This window comes from Micromonospora saelicesensis (assembly GCF_900091575.1).
Lineage (GTDB): Bacteria > Actinomycetota > Actinomycetes > Mycobacteriales > Micromonosporaceae > Micromonospora > Micromonospora saelicesensis.
Genome location: NZ_FMCR01000004.1, coordinates 431,897 through 451,991, shown reverse-complemented (window position 1 = coordinate 451,991; position 20,095 = coordinate 431,897). Strand labels below are relative to the sequence as shown.

The 20,095-nt window shown below is 70.9% G+C and carries 17 protein-coding genes and 1 tRNA gene; 11 read left to right on the top strand and 7 right to left on the bottom strand.

Going from position 1 to position 20,095, the window contains the following annotated elements; translation table 11 throughout:
* Positions 1-98 precede the first annotated feature (98 nt).
* The 3 genes from GA0070561_RS20280 (at position 99) to GA0070561_RS20270 (ending at position 6,448) form a co-directional block, all read left to right on the top strand.
* Positions 99-1,766 carry a fumarate hydratase gene (locus tag GA0070561_RS20280; RefSeq protein ID WP_091403108.1) on the top strand — a complete coding sequence of 556 codons (1,668 nt, stop codon included), beginning with the start codon at positions 99-101 and terminating at the stop codon, positions 1,764-1,766.
* A 258-nt stretch (positions 1,767-2,024) separates the two neighbouring features.
* Positions 2,025-5,003 (top strand): AfsR/SARP family transcriptional regulator, encoded by a 2,979-nt coding sequence (locus GA0070561_RS20275; protein ID WP_091403106.1) that lies wholly within the window; start codon positions 2,025-2,027, stop codon positions 5,001-5,003.
* A gap of 35 nt (positions 5,004-5,038) precedes the next feature.
* Positions 5,039-6,448, top strand: a complete 1,410-nt coding sequence (locus GA0070561_RS20270) for a class II fumarate hydratase (protein ID WP_208603809.1) — start codon at positions 5,039-5,041, stop codon at positions 6,446-6,448.
* 19 nt (positions 6,449-6,467) lie between these two features.
* Here the strand turns inward: GA0070561_RS20270 and GA0070561_RS20265 are convergent, their stop codons facing one another.
* Positions 6,468-6,758: a hypothetical protein gene (locus GA0070561_RS20265; protein WP_091403104.1), complete on the bottom strand. Its 291-nt coding sequence runs from the start codon at positions 6,756-6,758 to the stop codon at positions 6,468-6,470.
* 410 nt (positions 6,759-7,168) lie between these two features.
* Between GA0070561_RS20265 and GA0070561_RS20260 the strand changes: the two genes are divergently transcribed.
* Positions 7,169-7,768, top strand: coding sequence for a GNAT family N-acetyltransferase (locus GA0070561_RS20260; protein WP_091403102.1), 600 nt, complete (start codon positions 7,169-7,171; stop codon positions 7,766-7,768).
* Here GA0070561_RS20260 and GA0070561_RS20255 read toward each other — a convergent pair.
* Positions 7,735-8,280: a CGNR zinc finger domain-containing protein gene (locus GA0070561_RS20255; RefSeq protein ID WP_091403587.1), complete on the bottom strand. Its 546-nt coding sequence runs from the start codon at positions 8,278-8,280 to the stop codon at positions 7,735-7,737. The two genes, GA0070561_RS20260 and GA0070561_RS20255, sit on opposite strands and share 34 nt — an antisense overlap.
* An 87-nt stretch (positions 8,281-8,367) precedes the next feature.
* On the opposite strand from GA0070561_RS20255, the gene GA0070561_RS20250 reads away from it, so the two are divergent.
* The 3 genes from GA0070561_RS20250 to GA0070561_RS20240 all read left to right on the top strand — a co-directional run bounded on the left by GA0070561_RS20250 (position 8,368) and on the right by GA0070561_RS20240 (position 12,061).
* A complete protein-coding gene (locus tag GA0070561_RS20250) occupies positions 8,368-9,333 on the top strand; it encodes an EamA family transporter (protein ID WP_091403584.1) in 966 nt (321 codons plus the stop codon).
* Between the two features lie 101 nt (positions 9,334-9,434).
* Entirely contained in the window at positions 9,435-10,130 is a 696-nt protein-coding gene (locus GA0070561_RS20245) for an HAD family hydrolase (RefSeq protein ID WP_091403581.1), read from the top strand.
* A gap of 221 nt (positions 10,131-10,351) precedes the next feature.
* Complete coding sequence (locus GA0070561_RS20240; protein WP_091403579.1) at positions 10,352-12,061, top strand: S8 family serine peptidase; 1,710 nt, start codon at positions 10,352-10,354, stop codon at positions 12,059-12,061.
* A gap of 199 nt (positions 12,062-12,260) precedes the next feature.
* On the opposite strand, the gene GA0070561_RS34330 is transcribed toward GA0070561_RS20240, so the two are convergent.
* Positions 12,261-12,869 (bottom strand): endonuclease domain-containing protein, encoded by a 609-nt coding sequence (locus GA0070561_RS34330; RefSeq protein WP_244166335.1) that lies wholly within the window; start codon positions 12,867-12,869, stop codon positions 12,261-12,263.
* Between the two features lie 213 nt (positions 12,870-13,082).
* On the opposite strand from GA0070561_RS34330, the gene GA0070561_RS34325 reads away from it, so the two are divergent.
* Complete coding sequence (locus GA0070561_RS34325; RefSeq protein ID WP_244166334.1) at positions 13,083-13,223, top strand: hypothetical protein; 141 nt, start codon at positions 13,083-13,085, stop codon at positions 13,221-13,223.
* Between the two features lie 491 nt (positions 13,224-13,714).
* Here the strand turns inward: GA0070561_RS34325 and GA0070561_RS20230 are convergent, their stop codons facing one another.
* The gene (locus GA0070561_RS20230) at positions 13,715-14,500 is read right to left on the bottom strand and encodes an IclR family transcriptional regulator (protein ID WP_091403096.1); all 786 of its coding nucleotides are present in this window, start codon (positions 14,498-14,500) and stop codon (positions 13,715-13,717) included.
* 63 nt (positions 14,501-14,563) lie between these two features.
* On the opposite strand from GA0070561_RS20230, the gene cysS reads away from it, so the two are divergent.
* Together cysS and rlmB are read left to right on the top strand one after the other, a co-directional pair.
* Positions 14,564-15,979 (top strand): cysteine--tRNA ligase, encoded by a 1,416-nt coding sequence (gene cysS / locus GA0070561_RS20225; RefSeq protein ID WP_091403093.1) that lies wholly within the window; start codon positions 14,564-14,566, stop codon positions 15,977-15,979.
* The gene (rlmB, locus tag GA0070561_RS20220) at positions 15,979-17,112 is read left to right on the top strand and encodes a 23S rRNA (guanosine(2251)-2'-O)-methyltransferase RlmB (RefSeq protein WP_091403090.1); all 1,134 of its coding nucleotides are present in this window, start codon (positions 15,979-15,981) and stop codon (positions 17,110-17,112) included. The genes cysS and rlmB overlap by 1 nt, the downstream gene beginning before the upstream one ends.
* A gap of 53 nt (positions 17,113-17,165) precedes the next feature.
* Here the strand turns inward: rlmB and GA0070561_RS20215 are convergent, their stop codons facing one another.
* Together GA0070561_RS20215 and GA0070561_RS20210 are read right to left on the bottom strand one after the other, a co-directional pair.
* Positions 17,166-17,765, bottom strand: a complete 600-nt coding sequence (locus GA0070561_RS20215) for a hypothetical protein (protein ID WP_091403088.1) — start codon at positions 17,763-17,765, stop codon at positions 17,166-17,168.
* Between the two features lie 167 nt (positions 17,766-17,932).
* The gene (locus GA0070561_RS20210; protein ID WP_091403085.1) at positions 17,933-19,024 is read right to left on the bottom strand and encodes an ABC transporter ATP-binding protein; all 1,092 of its coding nucleotides are present in this window, start codon (positions 19,022-19,024) and stop codon (positions 17,933-17,935) included.
* A 341-nt stretch (positions 19,025-19,365) separates the two neighbouring features.
* On the opposite strand from GA0070561_RS20210, the gene GA0070561_RS20205 reads away from it, so the two are divergent.
* A tRNA-Thr gene (locus tag GA0070561_RS20205) sits at positions 19,366-19,442 on the top strand.
* A 116-nt stretch (positions 19,443-19,558) separates the two neighbouring features.
* On the opposite strand, the gene GA0070561_RS20200 is transcribed toward GA0070561_RS20205, so the two are convergent.
* Positions 19,559-20,014, bottom strand: a complete 456-nt coding sequence (locus GA0070561_RS20200) for a hypothetical protein (protein WP_141710411.1) — start codon at positions 20,012-20,014, stop codon at positions 19,559-19,561.
* Positions 20,015-20,095 lie beyond the last annotated feature (81 nt).

The window sequence follows — 20,095 nt, the reverse complement described above, 5'->3', positions numbered from 1 at the left end:
GCGTGCCGGGCCCGGCACGCCCGGTGGATGAGAGCGGCGTCCCAGGACCCGCCCGGCGGGTGGGAGTGATCGACCGGTCTGCCCTAGGCTTGCCGCTCATGAGCAGTGCCGCCGCATTCTCGTACGCCCCTCTGCTGCCGACCGGCCCGGACCAGACCGACTATCGCCTGGTCACCGACGAGGGCGTGGACGTCGTACATGGCCCGGGAGGCCGTCGGTTCCTCACCGTGGAGCCGGCCGCGCTCACCGCGCTGACCGCCGAGGCGATGCACGACATCGCGCACTTCCTGCGCCCCGCGCACCTGGCGCAGCTCCGGGCGATCATCGACGACCCGGCCGCCTCGCCGAACGACCGGTTCGTCGCGCTGGACCTGCTGCGCAACGCCAACATCGCCGCCGGCGGTGTCCTGCCCATGTGCCAGGACACCGGCACCGCCATCGTGATGGGCAAACGCGGTCGGCACGTGCTGACCGACGGTGCCGACGCGGAGGCCATCTCCCGGGGCGTCTACCAGGCGTACACCAAGCTCAATCTGCGCTACTCCCAGCTCGCCCCGCTGACCATGTGGGACGAGCGGAACACGGGCAGCAACCTGCCCGCCCAGGTGGACCTGTACGCCGAGGACCCGGACGGGCACCCGGACGCGTACAAGTTCCTCTTCATGGCCAAGGGCGGTGGCTCGGCCAACAAGTCGTACCTCTACCAGGAGACGAAGGCGCTGCTCAATCCAACGCGGATGATGCAGTTCCTGGAGGAGAAGCTGCGGCTGATCGGCACCGCCGCCTGCCCGCCGTACCACCTGGCCATCGTCATCGGCGGCACCTCCGCCGAGTACGCGCTGAAGACCGCGAAGTACGCCAGCGCCAAGTATCTTGACGCGCTGCCCACTGCGGGTTCGATGAGCGCGCACGGGTTCCGTGACCTGGAGTTGGAGGCGGAGGTGCTGGAGCTGACCCGCAACTTCGGCATCGGCGCGCAGTTCGGTGGGCGGTACTTCTGCCACGACGTACGGGTGGTCCGGTTGCCCCGGCACGGTGCGTCCTGCCCGGTGGCGATCGCCGTCTCCTGCTCGGCGGACCGCCAGGCAGTCGCCAAGATCACCCCGTCGGGCGTGTGGCTGGAGCGCCTCGAAACCGACCCGGCGCGGTTCCTGCCCGACGTCACCGACGATTCGCTCGACGCCGAGCTGGTGGTCCGGGTCGACCTGAACCGACCGATGGACGAGATCCGCGCCGAGCTGTCGAAGTACCCGGTGAAGACTCGCCTCTCGCTCTCCGGGCCGCTCGTGGTCGCGCGGGACATCGCCCACGCCAAGATCGCCGAGCGGTTGGACGCCGGTGAGCCGATGCCGCAGTACCTGCGTGACCACGCGGTCTACTACGCCGGCCCGGCGAAGACCCCCGAGGGGTACGCGTCCGGCTCGTTCGGCCCGACCACCGCCGGCCGGATGGACGCCTACGTGGAGAAGTTCCAGGCCGCCGGCGGCTCCCAGGTGATGCTGGCCAAGGGCAACCGCTCGGGTCAGGTGACCCGCTCCTGCCAGCAGCACGGCGGCTTCTACCTCGGCTCGATCGGCGGCCCCGCGGCCCGCCTCGCCCAGGACTGCATCAAGCACGTCGAGGTGCTCGAATACGCGGAGTTGGGCATGGAGGCGGTCTGGAAGATCGAGGTGGAGGACTTCCCCGCCTTCATCGTGGTCGACGACAAGGGCAACGACTTCTTCGCCGAGGTCACCAAGCCGGTGCTCACCGTCGGCCGCCGCTGACCCGACAGGTACGCAAACGGGCGCCGGGCGAACTCGCCCGGCGCCCGCTCTGTCGCCCGTGCTCTGCCGACATCGGTACGCCCGCCCCCTGGGGTGGGACGGGCGCACCGCCCCCGTCGGATGCCGTCACCGACAACTCGGAATGAGTGTGCGGCGCACCGCTGTCGATCCGCTCTCAGATCGCTATCGCCTGACCAAGGCGGTCCGTTACCGCCGGACTACGCTGCTGGAAGTTGCACCACTGACGCGGGAGAGCAGATGCGGTTCGGGATCCTGGGGCCCCTGCGGGTGGGCGGTGGCGAGTCCACTGTCACCGCCGGGCGCGACCGGATCGTGCTCGCCATGCTCCTGTTGCGGGCCGGCCGGCTCGTGCCGGTCGACGAGCTGGTCGACGCGGTGTGGGAGGACCGCCCGCCGGCCACCGCCCGGGCGCAGTTGCAGACCTGCGTGTCGCGGTTGCGTCGCCGGTTCACCGAACTCGAGCTGGCACCGGACCTCATCGTCACCGACCCGGCCGGGTACGGGGTGCGTACCGCACCGACCGACCTGGACGCCGAGGTCTTCACCCGGGGTGTGGACGCGGCGCGGGCCGCCGTCACGGCCGGCCGCCTGGTCGACGCGCGTGCCGAATTCCGCGCCGCCCTGGCGTTGTGGCGCGGTCCGGCGCTGGGTGGAATCCCGAGCCGCAGCGTCCGCCGCCGCGCACAGGCACTCGACGAGCAGCGTCTCACCGCGCTGGAGGAGTGCGTCGACGTCGAGCTGCGCCTCGGGCGGGCCGCCGAGCTGATCGGCGAACTCGCCGAGAGCCTCGACCAGCACCCGGTGCGGGAGCGGCTGCGCGGACAACTGATGCTGGCACTGTCCGCGGTCGGGCGGCAGGCCGACGCGCTCGCGGTCTACCGGGAGGGCCGGCGGACCTACGCCGACGAGCTGGGCATCGAGCCGGGCGCCGAGTTGCAGGAGCTGCACCAGCGGGTGCTCGCCGGTGACCTGGCCCTGGCCGGTCGGGAGGCGCGGCCGACCGCTCCGGTCCGCTCGCTGCCGCGGGCGATCGGCGACTTCACTGGCCGGCAGCAGACGATGGCCCGCCTGGTCAAGGAGGTGGAGGCGGGGGCCCGGATCCAGCTCATCGACGGCATGGCGGGCAGCGGCAAGACCACCCTCGCGGTGCATCTCGCCACCGCTCTCGCAGGCGACTACCCAGACGCCCAGCTCTACATCGACCTGCACGGGCACAGCGAGCGCACTCCGTTGACGCCGGCCGCGGCGGTCGCCACGCTGCTGCGGCAGCTCGGTGTGCCCGCCGAGAGGGTGCCTACGAGCCAGGACGACCGGTTGGCGCTCTGGCGTAGCGAGCTTGCCGGTCGGCGGGCCCTGCTGGTGCTCGACAACGCGGCGACCGCCGACCAGGTGACGCCGCTGCTGCCCAACGGCTCGCACTGCCTGATCCTGATCACCAGCCGCCGCCGGCTGGTCGGGGTGGATGAGGGACGGCCCTCGTCGCTGCCCGTGCTCGACAGCGACGAGGCGGTCGAGTTGCTCGGGCGGGTCGTCGGCGTGGCCCGGGTGACGGCGGAGCCGGTGGCGGCCACCGAGGTCGTCCGACGCTGCGGACACCTGCCGCTGGCCATCCGGCTGGCCGGTGCCCGGCTGGCACACCGACCCCACTGGCGAATCGCCGACCTGGCCGAGCGGCTGACCAGCCGACCGGATCCGTTGGCCGAGTTCGAGGTGGGCGAGCGGTCGGTCGGCCGTGCCTTCGCCCTGTCGTACGCCCAGGTGTCCCCGGTCGCGCAGCGCGCGTTCCGGTTGTTGGGCCTGCACCCCGGGGTGCGGTTCGACACCCCGGTGGCCGCCGCTCTCACCGGGCAGCCGCTTGCGAAGGCGCAGGACCTGCTCGACGAGCTGGTCGACGCGAACCTGGTCGAGGAGACGGAGCCGGGCCGCTACCGGCTGCACGACCTGGTGCGGGAGTACGCGCGGACGCTCGTCGCCGAGCCGGGGTGGGCGGGTGAACGGCGGGACGGCATCGAGGGTCTGCTCGACCATCACCTGCATGTCGCCACGGCGATTGCCCGCACGAGGGAACTCTCCTCCAGCTACAGCCTGGCGCTGCTGCCGGAGCCGGCGCGTCCCGATCTGGTCCTGCCCATCGTCGGGCAGGGCCGAGGATGGTTCGACGACAACCTGGCCGCGTTGACCGCCCTGGTCCGGCTGGCCGAGACGGAGGGCTTCCCCAGGCACTGCTGGCAGCTATCGAGGGCCTGCTGGTATGCCCAGTTCGAGGGCGGTCACCTCGACGAGTTGGTCGAAACGCACATGGTTGGGCTGCGTGTGGCCGAGGAACTTGGCGACGAGACGGCGATGGCGATGATGCTCAACTACCTCGCCTCGGCCCACTACCGGTTGGGTCGGTTCGCCGAGTCGAACCGGCTGATGGAGAGGGCCCTCGACGTCTACCGCCGGCTCGGGTTGCAGAGTGAGGTGCGTAACACCCTGGGTAACCTTGGCAACTCTTACGTCGCCAATGGCGACTATCGCCGGGGTCGGGAGTGCCTGGAGGCAGCCGCGGCGCTGGCCCGGCGGATGCAGGAGCAGGTACCACTAGCCAACAACCTGAACAATCTTGCGATGGCCCTGCTGCTGTGGGGACGGTACGACGAGGCGCTGCGCACGTGTCGGCGGCACCTGGCGCTGGCTCGCGAGCTCGGCGACCTGCGACAGATCGGCAACGCGTTGGGGCACCTGGGCATGACCCGCCACCGGTTGGGTGACGGCGAGCCGGCGCGTCGGTTGCTGCGGTTTGCTCTACGCCTCAAGCGGAAGGCCGGCAATCGGTTCGGCGAAGGGGAGTTGCTCAACGAGATCGGCGTGCTGGAACGCGTGGCCGGGCAGCCGGATCATGCTGCCGCTCTGCACCGGGAAGCGCTGGTGGCGATGGCGGACGTCGGCGACCGGGTCGGTCAGTGCGCCACCCGGAATCTGCTGGCCCGGGCGATGCTGGAGCAGGGGGACGCTGCCAGCGCGCTCGACCTGCACCGCCGGGTGCTCGACGACGCCAGCCGGCTCGGGGCCCGCAATGAGAAGGCCCGGGCGTTGGAGGGCATCGCCCGCTGCGTACGGGACACGGATCCGACGGCGGCCCGCGCGCCGCTGGAGCAGGCGCTGGCCCTGTTCCGGCAGATCGATTCGCCGGAGCGGCACGAGGTGGAACGGCTGCTCACCGAGTTGGGCTGACGGATCATCTGCGAGTCGGCCACGGGCGCGGCAGGATGGTACGCGTGACGACTCCAGAGGCGACCGGTTACCGCATCGAACGCGACTCGATGGGCGAGGTGGAGGTGCCCGCCGAGGCGCTGTGGCGGGCGCAGACCCAGCGCGCGGTGCAGAATTTCCCGATTTCCGGCCGGGGCCTGGAACCGGCCCAGATCAAGGCCCTCGCCCAGATCAAGGGCGCGGCGGCCGAGGTCAACGGCGAGCTGGGCGTGATCGACGCCAACGTGGCCGCCGCGATCGCTGCCGCCGCCGCGCACGTGGCCGACGGTGGTTACGACGACCAGTTCCCGGTGGACGTGTTCCAGACCGGCTCCGGCACCTCGTCGAACATGAACACCAACGAGGTGATCGCGACCCTGGCCAGCCGGGAGCTGGGCTCGCCGGTGCACCCGAACGACCACGTCAACGCCTCCCAGTCGAGCAACGACGTCTTCCCGTCCTCGATCCACCTGGCGGCCACGCAGTTCATCGTCGAAGACCTGCTGCCGTCGCTTGCCCACCTGGCGTCGGCGTTGGAGGCCAAGGCCGCCGAGTTCGAGACGGTGGTCAAGGCCGGGCGTACCCACCTGATGGACGCCACCCCGGTCACCCTCGGCCAGGAGTTCGGCGGGTACGCCGCCCAGGTCCGCTACGGGATCGAACGGCTGGAGGGCGCGCTGCCGCGACTGGCCGAGCTGCCGTTGGGTGGCACCGCCGTCGGCACCGGGATCAACACCCCGCTCGGCTTCGCGGCCGCCGTGATCGACAGGCTGCGCGAGTCGACCGGGTTGCCACTGAGCGAGGCGCGTAACCACTTCGAGGCGCAGGGCGCGCGGGACGCGCTGGTGGAGACCTCCGGGCAGCTGCGGACCGTGGCGATCGGCCTTTACAAGATCGCCAACGACATCCGCTGGATGGGCTCCGGCCCCCGCGCCGGTCTGCGCGAGCTGCGTATCCCGGACCTCCAGCCCGGCTCGTCGATCATGCCGGGCAAGGTCAACCCGGTGGTCGCCGAGGCGATGCGGCAGGTCTGCGCCCAGGTGATCGGCAACGACGCGACCGTCGGGTTCGCCGGCTCACAGGGCGACTTCGAGCTGAACGTGATGCTCCCGGTGATGGGCCGCAACCTGCTGGAGTCGATCCGGCTGCTCTCCGCTGTGAGCCGGCTCTTCGCCGACCGGCTTGTGGTCGGCCTGGTCGCGGACGCCGAGGTCTGCCTGGCGTACGCCGAGGGCTCACCGTCGATCGTCACTCCACTCAACCGCTACCTGGGGTACGACGAGGCCGCGTCGATCGCCAAGGAGGCGCTGGCCAAGCAGACCTCGATCCGCGAGGTGGTCATCTCCCGGGGTCACGTCGACTCCGGCAAGCTCACCGAGACCCAGCTGGACGAGACGTTGGACCTGCTCCGGATGACCCACCCCTGACCCGGCTCGCCTGCCCTGGTCAGGGTAGGTGCCGTGGTCTCGCCCAGCCGAGGAAGCGGGCGAAGAGCGCGGCGGGGTCGGGGCCGTCGTGCGGGTTGAGTCGGTACAGGTCGGCAGCGGCCTCGTGCAGGGCCATGCACAGGTAGATGCTCAACCCGATGCGGTCGTGCGCGTACTCCTGGCGCAGGGTGAGTCGGGCGACCGGGCACGGCCAGGGCGCGGCGCAGACCCGGCAGAGCCAGAGCGGGCGCGGCGGCAGGTGCGGTCGACGTGGTGTCGTCGCGCGGCCGTCCGGGGCGATCCGGGACATGCGGCGGCCTTCCTTTCGACCTGAATCGTCTGTGGCATCACCACGCCCCCGCGCGCCCCGGGCCGGGCTGCCCCAAGATCGCGCTCGATCCTGGATGTAGTGGCTTCCGCACGCCAGGACCCCACTCTTTCCACGATCGAGCACGATCTTGCGTGGGCGGCCGGGGATGCCGGCGGGGTTCGGTGGCCGAAGTGGTCGGTCGGGTGGTGGGCGTGGTCGGGTGCTGAGCGCGGCTGTGATGGTGGGCGTGGCTTGCTCTGGCCGTGGCTCGGTCCGGCTGTGGCTGTCCGGGTGGTGGGACCGCCCGGCACGGGGGAGCGGACGGTCCCGTGCGGCGCCGGCAGATCCCGGGGGACCCGGCCCGGATAAACGGCTCGACGGGGTCCTGAACAGGACGGATGATCCGGGCCATGGGTGACGATGGCGCGGCGGTGCCGGCGGGGACCGAGCGGCTGCGGTTGCGGCGGCTGACCATGGCCGACGTGGACGTGCTGGTCGAGTTGGACAGCGACCCCGAGGTGATGCGTTTTCTCACCGGGGGCGTCGCGACCCCGCTGGCCACTGTGCGCGATGAGCAGTTGCCGAGGCTGCTGGCCCAGTACGACAGGTACCCCGGGCTGGGTCGGTGGGCGGCGCACGACCGGGAGTCCGGCGAGTTCCTGGGTTGGTTCGCGTTGGACCCGTCGACGGACGGCACCGAGGCCGAGTTGGGCTATCGGCTGCGCCGCTCGACGTGGGGGCGGGGGCTGGCCACCGAGGGGTCGCGGGCGTTGGTCCGGTACGCCTTCGACACCGTCGGGGTGCGTCGGGTCTGGGCCGAGACGATGACTGTCAACGAACGTTCCCGGCGGGTGATGGTGAAGGCCGGGCTGCGCTACGTGCGGACCTTCCACCTCCAGTGGGACGACCCGATTCCGGGCACCGAGCAGGGCGAGGTGGAGTACGAGGTGCGGGCCGAGGAGTGGACGACCGTCGCTCAGGAGCGGCCGGCGGCCCGGCGGGCGCGGTAGGCGGTCACCGCGGCGCGGTTGCCGCAGCCGGCCTCGCAGAACCGCCGGGACCGGTTGCGGGACAGGTCGACGACCACGTTGTCGCAGTCCGGGTATTCGCAGATCCGCAGGCGGCTCAGCTCGCCGGTACGGACCAGGTCGGCCATCGCCATGGCGGCCTCGACCGCGATCCGGGTGGCCAGCGGCGCGTCGCGGGGAACGGCGTGCAGGTGGTACGGCTCGTCGTCGTGCTCGATGAGCTGGGGCAGCGCCTTGTGTTCCAGCAGCAGGCCGTTGACCACCGCGACGATCTCGGGTGGTTCGGCGTACCAGATGCGGCGCAGTTGGGGCCGCAGCTCCCGTACGGCGCGCAGCTCGGCCTCGGTGTGCTCGTGCCGGCCGCTGTAGGAGTGACGGACGAAGAACGCGTCCAGCGCCGCGATGTCGGGCAGCAACTCACCGTCCCGACCCGCGGTGTTGACCAGCGCCGCGGCGGCAATCAGCGAACATTCGGTGTCATGAGCGAATAGCAACTTGACTCCTGTCACGGCTTCCGCCTAGCGTCATCAGTACAAGGATAGTTTGCTCATGACACGGTGCCCATCCCGGAGGAGCGCGACATGCACTCACGATCTGTTGCCGGCGTCGGGTTGGCGCTGCTCGCCGCAGTCACCTTCGCCACCTCCGGAACATTCGCCCGTTCGCTCATCGAGGCCGGCTGGTCAGCCGAGTCCGCGGTGATCGCCCGCGTCGGCGTGGCCGCCCTGGTGCTGGCGATCCCCGCCCTGCTGTCGCTGCGGGGCAAATGGGACGTGCTGCGGAGCAACGCCACCGCCATCGGGCTGTTCGGGCTCCTCGGTGTGGGGCTGGCCCAGGTGTGCTACTTCAACGCCGTGCGCTACCTGCCGGTCGGTGTCGCGCTGCTGCTGGAATACCTGGGCATCATCCTCGTCGTGGCCTGGATGTGGCTTCGGCACGGGCAGCCGCCCCGCCGACTCACCATCGCCGGGTCGGTGGCCGCGCTGGCAGGGCTGGCGTTCGTGCTCGACCTCGCCGGCACCGCCGACTTCCACCCGGTGGGCGTGCTCTGGGGGCTGGGCGCGGCGTTCGGCCTGGCCGGATACTTCGTGCTCGCCGGCCGGGTCGACCCCCGGCTGCCCTCGGTCGCCATGGCCAGCGGCGGAATGGCCGTCGGCGCCGCCATGCTGCTCCTCATCGGGCTGACCGGCCTGCTGCCGCTGCACGCCACCTTCGGCGAGGTCACCTTCGCCGGGCAGCCCACCACCTGGTTGGTGCCCATCGCCGGGCTGTCGCTGGTGGCCGCCGTCATCGCGTACCTCGCCGGCATCGCCGGCACCCGGATCCTCGGGCCCCGCCTGTCGTCGTTCCTCGGGCTGACCGAGGTGCTCTTCGCAGTGCTGATCGCCTGGCTGCTCCTGAACGAGCTGCCCACCGGCTGGCAGCTGTTCGGCGGTGCGCTGATCGTCGCCGGCGTCGCCCTGGTACGCCTCGACGAGCTGCGCGGGTCGCCCTCGACGCCCGCGCCGACCACGCCCGAGCCCGAGCTGGCGCTCGACGGTCGGTGAGGTTTTGGGCGGTCGTTGCTCCTGATCGTCGGCGCTTGTCGGCGGTCGGTCGGTGACCTCGGCGGGCGGTGGGTTCTGCTGGCGGTGAGAGGGTGGGCGTCGTGCTGACCACTGTGGTGTTTGACGCTGACGAGACGCTGTTGGACCTGCGTCCGGCGGTCACGGGCGGGCTGGTGGCCGTCCTCGACGAGATGCGGCGACGCACAACTGCGGCGGCCGGGGTGACGCTCGCCGAACTGGAGTCGGACTGGGGCGCGGTCTTCGGCGAGCTGAGCGCCGCCCCGGTAGCGGAGATCCGGCGCGCCGCACTGGCCCGGTCGCTGGCCCGCGCCGCGCTGGTCCACCACCTGGACGAGATCGCGGACCTCTTCTTCGCCCAGCGCTTCGCTCTCACCCGACCGTTTCCGGACGTACCACCGGCGCTGGCCACGCTGCGCGGCCGGTACACGCTGGGCTTCGCCACCAACGGCAACAGCCGCGCCGAACGGTGCGGGCTCGCCGGCGAGTTCTCCTTCGAGTTGTACGCGCACGAGAACGGCCTGCCCAAGAAGCCAGCCCCGGAGTTCTACGCGGCGGTGGTCGCGGCGGCCGGGGTGCCAGCCGAGCAGATCGTGTACGTCGGCGACTCGTGGGAGCACGACGTGGTGGCGCCTCGCCGGGCCGGCCTGCGATCGGTGTGGCTGAACCGGCTCGGCCTGCCTCGCCCCCTCGGCTGCCCACCCGACGCCGAGGTTTCCAGCCTGGCCGACCTGCCGGTCGCGCTGGCGAATCTGGGTGTCGACGCGGTAGGTGTGTAGGTCGAGGCGGCCGGCGCGGGTGTCCGTGCGGCCTGTGTCCGTGCGGCGTGTGGCTGTGCGGACTGTGCCTGTGCGGCCTGTGCCTGTGCGGCCTGTGCCTGTGCGGCCGGGATGCGGCTCGAACTGGCGGGATTCACGGCCATAACGGGCGCTCAACTGGCGTAATCCTGGTCGTTGTTGTGTGATGGCTGCCACGTCCCTCAACGAGAGGATCCGATGTGGTGAGCAAGCGCTTCACCGCCCGTACGGTCGCGACCGCGGCTGTGCTGGCACTTACGGCTACGGGGTTGGGTGTGCCGGCCAACGCCGCGCCGAGCAACTCCCGGACCTTCACCGTCGTCGCCGAGGATGGCGTCGCCGCCGACACGGCCGTCGCCGCGATCCGGGCAGCTGGCGGCACTGTGGTGTCCCGGTCCGATGAGGTCGGCATGTTCCAGGTGAGCAGCGACCGGGCCGACTTCGCGGCCAGGGCGACCGCGGCACCGACGCTGATCGGCGCAGCCGAGCAGAAGGCCATCGGCCGCAAGCCGAAGCTGGACCGGGTCGAGCAGGAGCACCTGCCGGCCGCTGCCGGTGCTCCTGCCGGTGCTGCCAAGAAGGGCGCCAAGCTCGATCCGCTCGATGACAAGCTGTGGGGCCTGGAGATGATCCGGGCCGACAAGGCCCGCAAGATCGAGCCGGGCGACCGTCGGGTGACCGTCGGCGTACTGGACACCGGCGTCGACGCCAGCAACCCGGACATCGCGCCGAACTTCAACTGGTCGCTGTCGCGTAACTTCGCGCCCGACCTCACCGATGTGGACGGCCCCTGCGAGGTGCCGAGCTGCCTCGACCCGGTCGGCACCGACGACGGCGGCCACGGCACCCACGTGGCCGGCACCATCGGCGCCGCGGCCAACGGCTTCGGTCTCTCCGGCGTCGCCCCGAACGTCTCGCTGGTCGAGCTCAAGGGTGGCCAGGACTCCGGCTACTTCTTCCTCGACCCGGTCGTCAACGCCCTGGTCTACGCCGGCCGGTCCGGGATCGACGTGGTCAACATGTCGTTCTATGTCGACCCGTGGCTCTACAACTGCACCGCCAACCCGGCCGACTCGCCCGAGGACCAGGCCGAGCAGCGGGCCATCATCAAGGCGATGAAGCGGGCACTGGTCTTCGCGCACAACAAGGGCGTCACCCTCGTCGGTGCGCTCGGCAACAACAACGAGGACCTGGGCGCGCCGCGCACCGACGTCACGAGCCCCGACTACGGCGCCGACCCGTATGACCGCCCGATCGACAACGAGAGCTGCTGGGACCTCCCCACCGAGGGCCCGCACGTGATCGGCGTGTCGTCGGTCGGCCCGTCCGGCAAGAAGTCGGACTTCTCCAACTACGGCACCGAGCAGATCTCGGTTGCCGCGCCCGGTGGATTCGCGCGGGACGGCTTCGGGACTCCGACGTACAACACCCCCGGTAACCGGATCCTCTCCAGCTACCCGCTGAAGGTGCTCCAGGAGGAGCCCATCTCCGTCACCATCCCGGACCCGAAGGTGGACGCGGACGGCAACATCGATCCGCGCGTCGCCACGAGCGTGTTCAAACAGTGCAAGGCCAACGGCGAGTGCGGGTACTACACGTACCTGCAGGGCACCTCGATGGCCTCCCCGCACGCCGCCGGTGTCGCCGCGCTGATCGTCAGCCGGTACGGCAAGGCGCAGGGTCGGACTGGCTTCGGCATGTCGCCGGACCTGGTCGAGCAGCACCTCTACCGCACGGCGGCCGAGCACGCATGCCCGGAGCCGCGCCTCCAGCAGTACCGCAACGAGGGCCGGGACGAGACCTACGACGCGTACTGCGCCGGTGGGGTCAACTTCAACGGCTTCTACGGCTACGGGATCGTCGACGCCTACGCGGCGGTGAAGACCCCGCTCAAGCCGAACGCCCGCCCGTAGCGCACATCGCACTGCGGTGGCCCAACCGCCACCGTCCTCCGGGGCCCGGTCGACACCTCGTCGACCGGGCCCCGGCTCGTCCAGGCCTGTTGTCACCGGCCGCCGCCCCGCGCCACTCATGATCGACTCGGCTTCCTTGAAGGCGTGGTGTTGGTGCCTGAAGGATGGCGCGGTTTCCAGGAACCCGAGTTGATCCCGGTCATCTGGACGATCCCTGTCGCCAGCCGCGGCTGACCAGCGCGTCGCGTACCTCTCGAATCACCGCCGGGAACTCGCCGTTCAGCCGGCGGCTGGTCACGTGCAGGACCAGCCAACCCGCGGCGACCAGCTGATGCAGCCGACGGCGGTCGCGGTGCAGCTGCTCCACGTCGGAGTGCGACTTCCCGTCGTACTCCACCGCTACCCGATATTGCGGCCAGGCAAGGTCGGGGTGCAGAACAATGCCGGTGGGCAGGCGTACCGGATGTTGAACCGCTGGGCGCGGCAGCCCACCCAGCACCAACCGCACGCGTAGCTGTGACTCCGGCGGAGACTCGGCTCCGCCGTCGGCCAGGTCGAACACCCAGCGTGCTCGTCGCGCACCCGGCCGGTCAGCATTGCGGACAGCCAGGGCAGCAAGCGTCTCGCGATCGGCCAGCCCCTGACCGAGCAGCGAATCGACGATGGTGACCGCCCGGATCGGGTCGAGCCAGACAGCCGTCTCCCAGGCGGCCCGCCCGGGGTCGGATCGGGGGATCGGGAGGTCTTGCTCCCTGGGCCTGGGCGGGCTGGCCGCCGCGCACCCGTCGCCTCGATCAGCCACCACCATGCCCCCTGCTCCGACGGACACGGCGGCCGGGCGGGACAGTTGCCGTGCTGGGCGTGGTGACATTCCGCCGGTAGGTGGGCGGCCCACTCCCGTAGGTCGCGCTGCATCACGTGGACCTCCAGCGCTCGACGGTCGTCCCGCTGTCGGTCGTCGTGTGGTTGGCGCCGCGGGCTCAGACGTCTCGCTCGCCGTGAGCGGGGTGATGGCGTTGACGTGCACGCGGAGGCCACGCTGTGGGCCGATCCGCAGCGGTCGGGGCACGAGGACGTGCACATCGTCGGTAAAGCTCGCGGCGTGTTGGACGCCGTGCAGGTAGGCGGCCGACGGGCCGCCGACCACCACGCCGGGCGGTAGCCGCAGGAGGGCGGCGCGACACGCGAGGGCGTGATCACGGTCCAGGCGCGAGTCGGCGTAGATGTCGTGGCGCAACCGCACCCAGGCAGAGTTGCGCAGTTGATGTTCGGTGAGCAGGCCGTCCCGGACAGCGTCGGAGCCGCGGAAGACCTGCCAGGCCAGGGCATCGGGGCGATGCGGACGTGGGGGCATGCCGAGCAGCCTGCCGACCCCCGACTGGCCGCCGAAACCCCTGTGGACAACCCGGCCCGCGCTCGACGCTGGACCTGTGGACAACCACGAATCCGCCTGCCGATCGTGCTATGGATACGGCCAGAACGGCCGACCAATCAGGCATCGGAGCCGTCGACGGGCGGTGATCCACTCGCGTTCCTGAAAGTCGGGCGGTCACCGGCCTCGGGACACCGCGACTTCCGTGAACCCGAGTTGATCGAGCCGTGGGGGGCGGTGGGTGGCGCGCGGGGCGGTGGGGTGGGGTGCGGCGGTCGGGGTCAGCTGAGGGCGGTGGTGATGGCTCGGGCGGCGGCCAGCACCTCGGGGCCGATCGTGTCGACGTCCAGCGGGGCGAGCGCGACCACGCCGACGCTGGCCTCCAGGCCGGGTACGCCGAGCACCGGTGCGGCCACCCCGTACGCCCCGGCCTGCAACTCTCCGCTGCTACTCACCGGCTCGGCCACCCCGGCGCGACCGGCCAGGATCGCCCGGCCGGCCGCTCCCAGGTCCAGTGGATGCCGTGCCCCGGCCCGGTACGCGACGTGGAACGACGTCCAGCTCGGCTCGACCACGGCCAGGGCGACGCCCTCGCCACCTTCGACGACGGTCAGGTGCGCGGTCGCGCCGGCCTGCTCGGCGAGGCGGCGTAGCGCGGGCAGTGCACCCTCGGCGAGCAGCGGCTGGGCCCGTCGAGCCAGGTGCAGCAACCCGGCACCGAGGCGTAGCCGACCGTCTCCGTCGCGGCGCAGCATGCCGTGCCCGGTCAGCGCGCTGACCAGTCGGTAGACGGCGGCCCGGCCGATGCCGAGCCGATTCGCGGCCTCGGTGACGGTCAGACCGCCAGAGGCGTCGGCGACCAGGTGCAGCAGCCGCAACCCCCGGTCGAGCGTCTGCGACGTTTCCCCGCCCCGCCCCGCAACCGCGTCGGCCCGCCCCGAGCCAGCCTCGGTCCGCCCGAGGGCCGCGTCGGTCGGCCCGGAAGCCCGGTTGAAGGACGGGTCGGCGGGGGCGGTGGGGTTGGCTGGCGGGTCACCGGAGCCACCGGAGCGTGCGGTCGCATCCACGCCTGGCAGCGTACGACCCGGCACCGGCGGACCCGGACAGGCACGGACAGCTACCCTTGTACGGTGACGCTACGCCTGTATGACACCGCCACCCGATCGGTGCGGGACTTCGTCCCGCGGGAAGCCGGCAAGGTGGGGGTCTACCTGTGTGGTCTCACCCTTCAGGCACCGCCGCACATCGGTCACCTTCGCTCCGGCGTCAACTATGACATCCTGCGCCGCTGGCTGTTGGCCGCCGGCTACGAGGTCACCTTCATTCGCAATCTGACCGACATCGACGACAAGATCCTGGTCAAGGCGGGCGAGCAGGGTCGTCCGTTCTGGTCGATCGCGTACGCCAACGAGTTGCTGCTCGCCGAGTCGTACCGGTCGTTGAACGTGCTGGCGCCCACCTACGAGCCGCGCGCCACCGGGCACGTCCCCGAGATGCATGAGCTGATCACGAAGTTGATCGCCGACGGGCACGCGTACCCGGCGAGTGACGGCTCCGGCGACGTCTACTTCGACGTGGCGTCCTGGCCGGCGTACGGGTCGCTGTCGGGTCAGTCTCCGGACGCCATGCAGTCGGCCGGGGACGCCCCGGATCGGGGCAAGCGGGATCCGCGCGACTTCGCGCTGTGGAAGGGTGCCAAACCGGACGAGCCGGCGGACGCCTACTGGCCTTCGCCGTGGGGGCTGGGCCGTCCCGGCTGGCACATCGAGTGCTCGGCGATGTGCTGGCGCTATCTCGGCCCGGAGTTCGACATCCACGGCGGTGGCCTGGATCTGACGTTCCCGCACCACGAGAACGAGATCGCCCAGTCCCAGGCGGCCGGGTTGCCGTTCGCCCGCTACTGGGTGCACCACGGGCTGCTCAGCATCGGCGGGGCCAAGATGGGCAAGTCCGCCGGCAACGCGCTGGGCCTGGCGTACGTGGACTCGCTCGGGGTGCGGCCGGTGGAGCTGCGCTACTACTACGCCGCCGCGCACTACCGCTCGGTGATCGACTACTCCGAGGATTCGCTGCGCGACGCGGCCACCGCGTACCGGCGGATCGAGGGTTTCGTGCAGCGGGCCGCCGAGCGGGTCGGTGCCGGGCCGCTCGGTGAGCTGCCCGCCGGCTTCGTCGCGGCGATGGACGACGACCTCAACACGTCCGCCGCGCTGGCCGTGCTGCAACAGCACATTCGGGACGGCAACACCGCGCTGAGCGTCGGCGACGATGTGACCGTCCGCACCACGCTGGCCGTGGTGCGGGCAATGCTGGATATTCTCGGGATCGACCCCCTCGACCCGGCCTGGACCGGCGGCGGCCGATCGGACGATCTTCGTGCCGTGGTGGACTCCCTGATCGCGCTGGCCCTGGAGCAGCGTGCGCAGGCGCGGGGCCGCAAGGACTGGGCCGCCGCGGATGCGGTGCGTGACCAGCTCAAGCTGGCCGGCGTGGTGGTCGAGGACACCCCCCAGGGCCCCCGTTGGACTATTGGAGAGCAGGACTGATGGCCGGCAACTCGCAGCGCCGTGGCCGGCGACTGACGTCGAAGGCAGGCGCCCCCAAGGGCACCGGCGGCAAGAACAAGGACTCGTTGGCCGGGCGGGGTCGCACCCTGCCCGCGGACGAGCGGCCGTGGCACAAGGGCTACTCGGGCACCGAGAAGCTGCCCCAGCGCACCGCCTGGAAGCAGGACAAGGAGCGCCGCGCGGCGGCCGAGGAGGGGCGCGCCCCCAAGATCGGCCAGCCCGGAAGCAAGGACACCACCTGGGGTCGGGGTGGCGGTCGGGGCGTACCGGGCGGCCGGGGTGCCGCCACCGGCGGACGGGGCGGCAAGCCCACCGGGCGATCCGGCCCTCGGGTCACGCCGGGGCGCAAGTCCAACCCGTCCAAGGACACTCCGGAGCTGCTGGTCGGGCGTAACCCGGTGCTGGAGGCGCTGCGCGCCAACGTGCCGGCGACGGCGCTCTACACGGCCCAGGGCATCGACATGGACGACCGGATCAACGAAATCATCCGGACCGCCGCCGACCGGGGCATCGCCAACCTGGAGATCAGCCGCGCCGAGTTGGACCGGATGACCGGCGGGGTGCTGCACCAGGGCGTCGGCTTGCAGGTGCCGCCCTTCGCGTACCAGCCGTTCGAGGACATGGTCGCCGCTGCCCTGGAGCAGCAGGCCCCCCTGCTGGTCGCGCTGGACGGTGTCACCGACCCGCGCAACCTGGGCGCCGTGATCCGGTCGGCTGCCGCGTTCGGCGCGCAGGGTGTCTTCGTACCCGAGCGTCGTGCCGCCGGGATCACCGCGACCGCCTGGCGGACCAGTGCCGGCGCGGCCGCGCGGGTGCCGGTGGCGCAGGTGACCAACCTGACCCGGTCGCTGAAGGCGTGCCGGGACGCCGGCTTCATGGTCGTCGGCCTGGATGCCGACGGCGACACCGACCTCTACAACCTGGAGGCTGCGGTCGGTCCGCTGGTGGTGGTGGTCGGTTCCGAGGGGCGCGGTCTTTCCCGCCTGGTCGGGGAGACCTGCGACCTGACCGTCAGCATCCCGATGATCTCCGAGGTCGAGTCGCTCAACGCCAGCGTGGCAGCGGCGGTCGCCCTGGCCGAGGTCGCCCGCCGGCGCTCCGTCGAGCAGTAGCGCACGTCGAACGAAGGCCCCCTCCCGCCGAGCGCGGGAGGGGGCCTTCGTGCTCAGATCTGACGGGTCCACGCGACGAAGAGCAGAGCCCCGGCGAGCGCCATCAGCAGCACGGTCGGAAGCAACCAGAGCGGACCGCGTTCGCCGTCCAGGCGCCGGGTGAGCCGTTGGTGCACGGCGGCGATGCCGATCAGGGCGGCCAGCCCGGCGGCGGCCATCGGCAGGCCGACGAGGAAGTGCGCCAGCCACGCGCCGGCCCGGGTCGGACCACCCCAGGAATTGTCGTACGGCCCCGGGTCCACCACCCCGTAGAGCACGCCGCGCAGCACCATCAGCAGTTCGACGCCGAGGGGCAGCAGGGCAACGGCACCCACGAGCAGGCTGAGCAGGGCGTGGCCGAGCACCGCGACAGTGCCGGGCCGCCGGCCCGGCACTGTCGTCGGTGGCGTCCCGAGCAACCAGCCACGCAGGGCACGCCAGCGTGCGACGGCGGCGCCGGCACCGCCCAGCGGCGCGGTCACCAGTGTGAGTACGGCGACCGGGGCCAGCGCCGCGCAGTAGGCGAGACTGCGGCCGGCCAGGCGGAGCACCCGGTACGGCCGGGAATGCGCGGTCGGGTGGTGAGCAGCGGGCTGGGCGAGATCGGTGGGCACGACGCCTCCTCCGGTTCGGGTCGCCGTGACCGTACGAGAACGGCCAGCCTTGCCGAATCACCCCACAGAGCCACCCCCGCGCTGGCTCCACAGAGTGAAGAGCCACTCCAGGTACGACGAAGGGGCGGCCCGCCGAAGCGGACCGCCCCTGTCGGTACGGCGTTACGTCAGATCCGGCCACCGGTGGCGGCGTGGAAGACGTGGCTGCGACCGGCGACCGGCTTGACGAACACGGTGTCACCCATGTTCGGCATGTTGCGCCGGTCGGTGCGGACGACGAAGCGCTCCGAGTTGCCACCCAGCGCGGCGTGGCCGTAGACGTTGGCGTCAGAGCCGAGGTCCTCGACCAGCTCGACCACGACCGGCATGCCGCCCTCGGTCGGGCTGACCAGCTCGCAGTCCTCCGGGCGGAAGCCCACGGTGACCTTGCCGTCGCCACCCTCGGCGCGGGCCGCCTCGACCTGCTCCCGGGTCAGCGGGATCTGCAGCTCGGCGAACTCGGCGCCCCGCTCGTTCAGCGGAACGGTCTTGATGTTCATGGCGGGAGAGCCCATGAAGCCGGCGACGAACACGTTGGCCGGGGTGTCGTAGAGCGCCCGCGGAGTGTCCACCTGCTGGAGGACACCGTCGAGCAGCACCGCGACTCGGTGACCCATGGTCATGGCCTCGACCTGGTCGTGCGTGACGTAGACCGTGGTGACGCCCAGCTTGGCCTGCAGGGACGCGATCTGGGTACGGGTCTGCACGCGGAGCTTGGCGTCGAGGTTCGACAGCGGCTCGTCCATGAGGAAGACCTGCGGCTCGCGGACGATCGCCCGGCCCATCGCGACACGCTGACGCTGACCACCGGAGAGCGCCTTCGGCTTACGGCTGAGGTACTCCTCCAGCTGGAGCAGCCCGGCCGCCTCCTTGACCCGCCGGTCGATCTCCGACTTGGAGGTCTTGCGCAGCTTGAGGGCGAACGCCATGTTCTCGTACACCGTCATGTGCGGGTAGAGCGCGTAGTTCTGGAAGACCATCGCGATGTCGCGGGCCTTCGGGGGAAGGTGGGTGACGTCACGCTGGTCGATGTAGATCGAACCGGCGTCCACGTCCTCCAGGCCGGCGAGCATCCGCAGGCTGGTGGACTTACCGCAACCCGAGGGGCCGACCAGGACGAGGAACTCCCCGTCGCCGATCTCGAGGTCCAGCTCGTTGACGGCGGGACGCTCTTGGCCCGGGTAGACCCGGGACGCCTTGGAATAGGTGACCGTAGCCATGGTGAAGCGCTTCCTTTCACCGGCAGGAACGTGCCGGACGATCCGAGTGAAGGAGCAACCGGCACGTGTCCGTGCCGGTTCAGCGGACGGCGGCGCGGTCGCGGGGGCGCCCGGTCGTCGTCCGTGTCAGTGAACCGTAAACGCGTTTACCCGTGCTGCCAAGGCGGGAGGCCGCCCAGCCCATCAGGCGGGCTACGCATTCCGGTCACTCGGGCACGGTCAGACATCAATCGACGCCGTGTGAAACGAGTCAGCGTCGGGTTGTTGACGATTCCCGTGCTCGGGAGGCCTCGCCATCGGGATTACCGGACGTCAGTCGCTATGCTGACCTCGACGCACGCGCCCCTGTAGCTCAGCTGGCCAGAGCACTCGCCTTGTAAGCGAGATGTCGCCGGTTCGATCCCGGCCGGGGGCTCCAATTACATCAGGCCTTCCGAACGGCACTGCCACGAGTCGACCGGTTGACAGCAACCGGCACTGATTCCGACACGCCTCAACCGGCGGCACCAGAGGCGCGAACGGGCACGCTCTGCGCTATCTCCTGGACCCGCGGGATCGGGTGACGAGGCCAGGCTCGCGGATCAGGCCCCCGTCGACTCCGGGGCGGCGGGGGACCAGCCACCAGCCCTGCGCGGTGTCCGGCTCGTAGTGGGCGACCGCATCCTGCTCGGCCAGGTTGTTAAGCCAGCCCCGGAGCTGTTTCAGCCGGTCGGGCGGGACCGGCTCGCCAGCGCGGCGGCGGGCCTCGGTACGCAGCATGTGCAGCATGTGGTTGTGACGGTGCTCGGGCTTCACCGCCCACGGGATGAGGTTGCTGTCGCGTACGGTGCGCTTCTTCAGCCCGAGCTGGTGGCGCCAGTTGGAGATGGTTCCGTGCCCGATCCGCAGGTCGTACTTGCGCCGGTACTCGTCGATGATCCAGGAGTAGGTCTTTCCCTCGCCGAACCAGCGAATAAACTCATCCGGGTCCACAAGCTTACTTGCGGTCATGCCCACCTCTCGGAATCGAGCAGTGGGAGATGCTAGGACCAGATCAGACAGGGTTGCAAGTGCGGATCGAAATCGACGTAT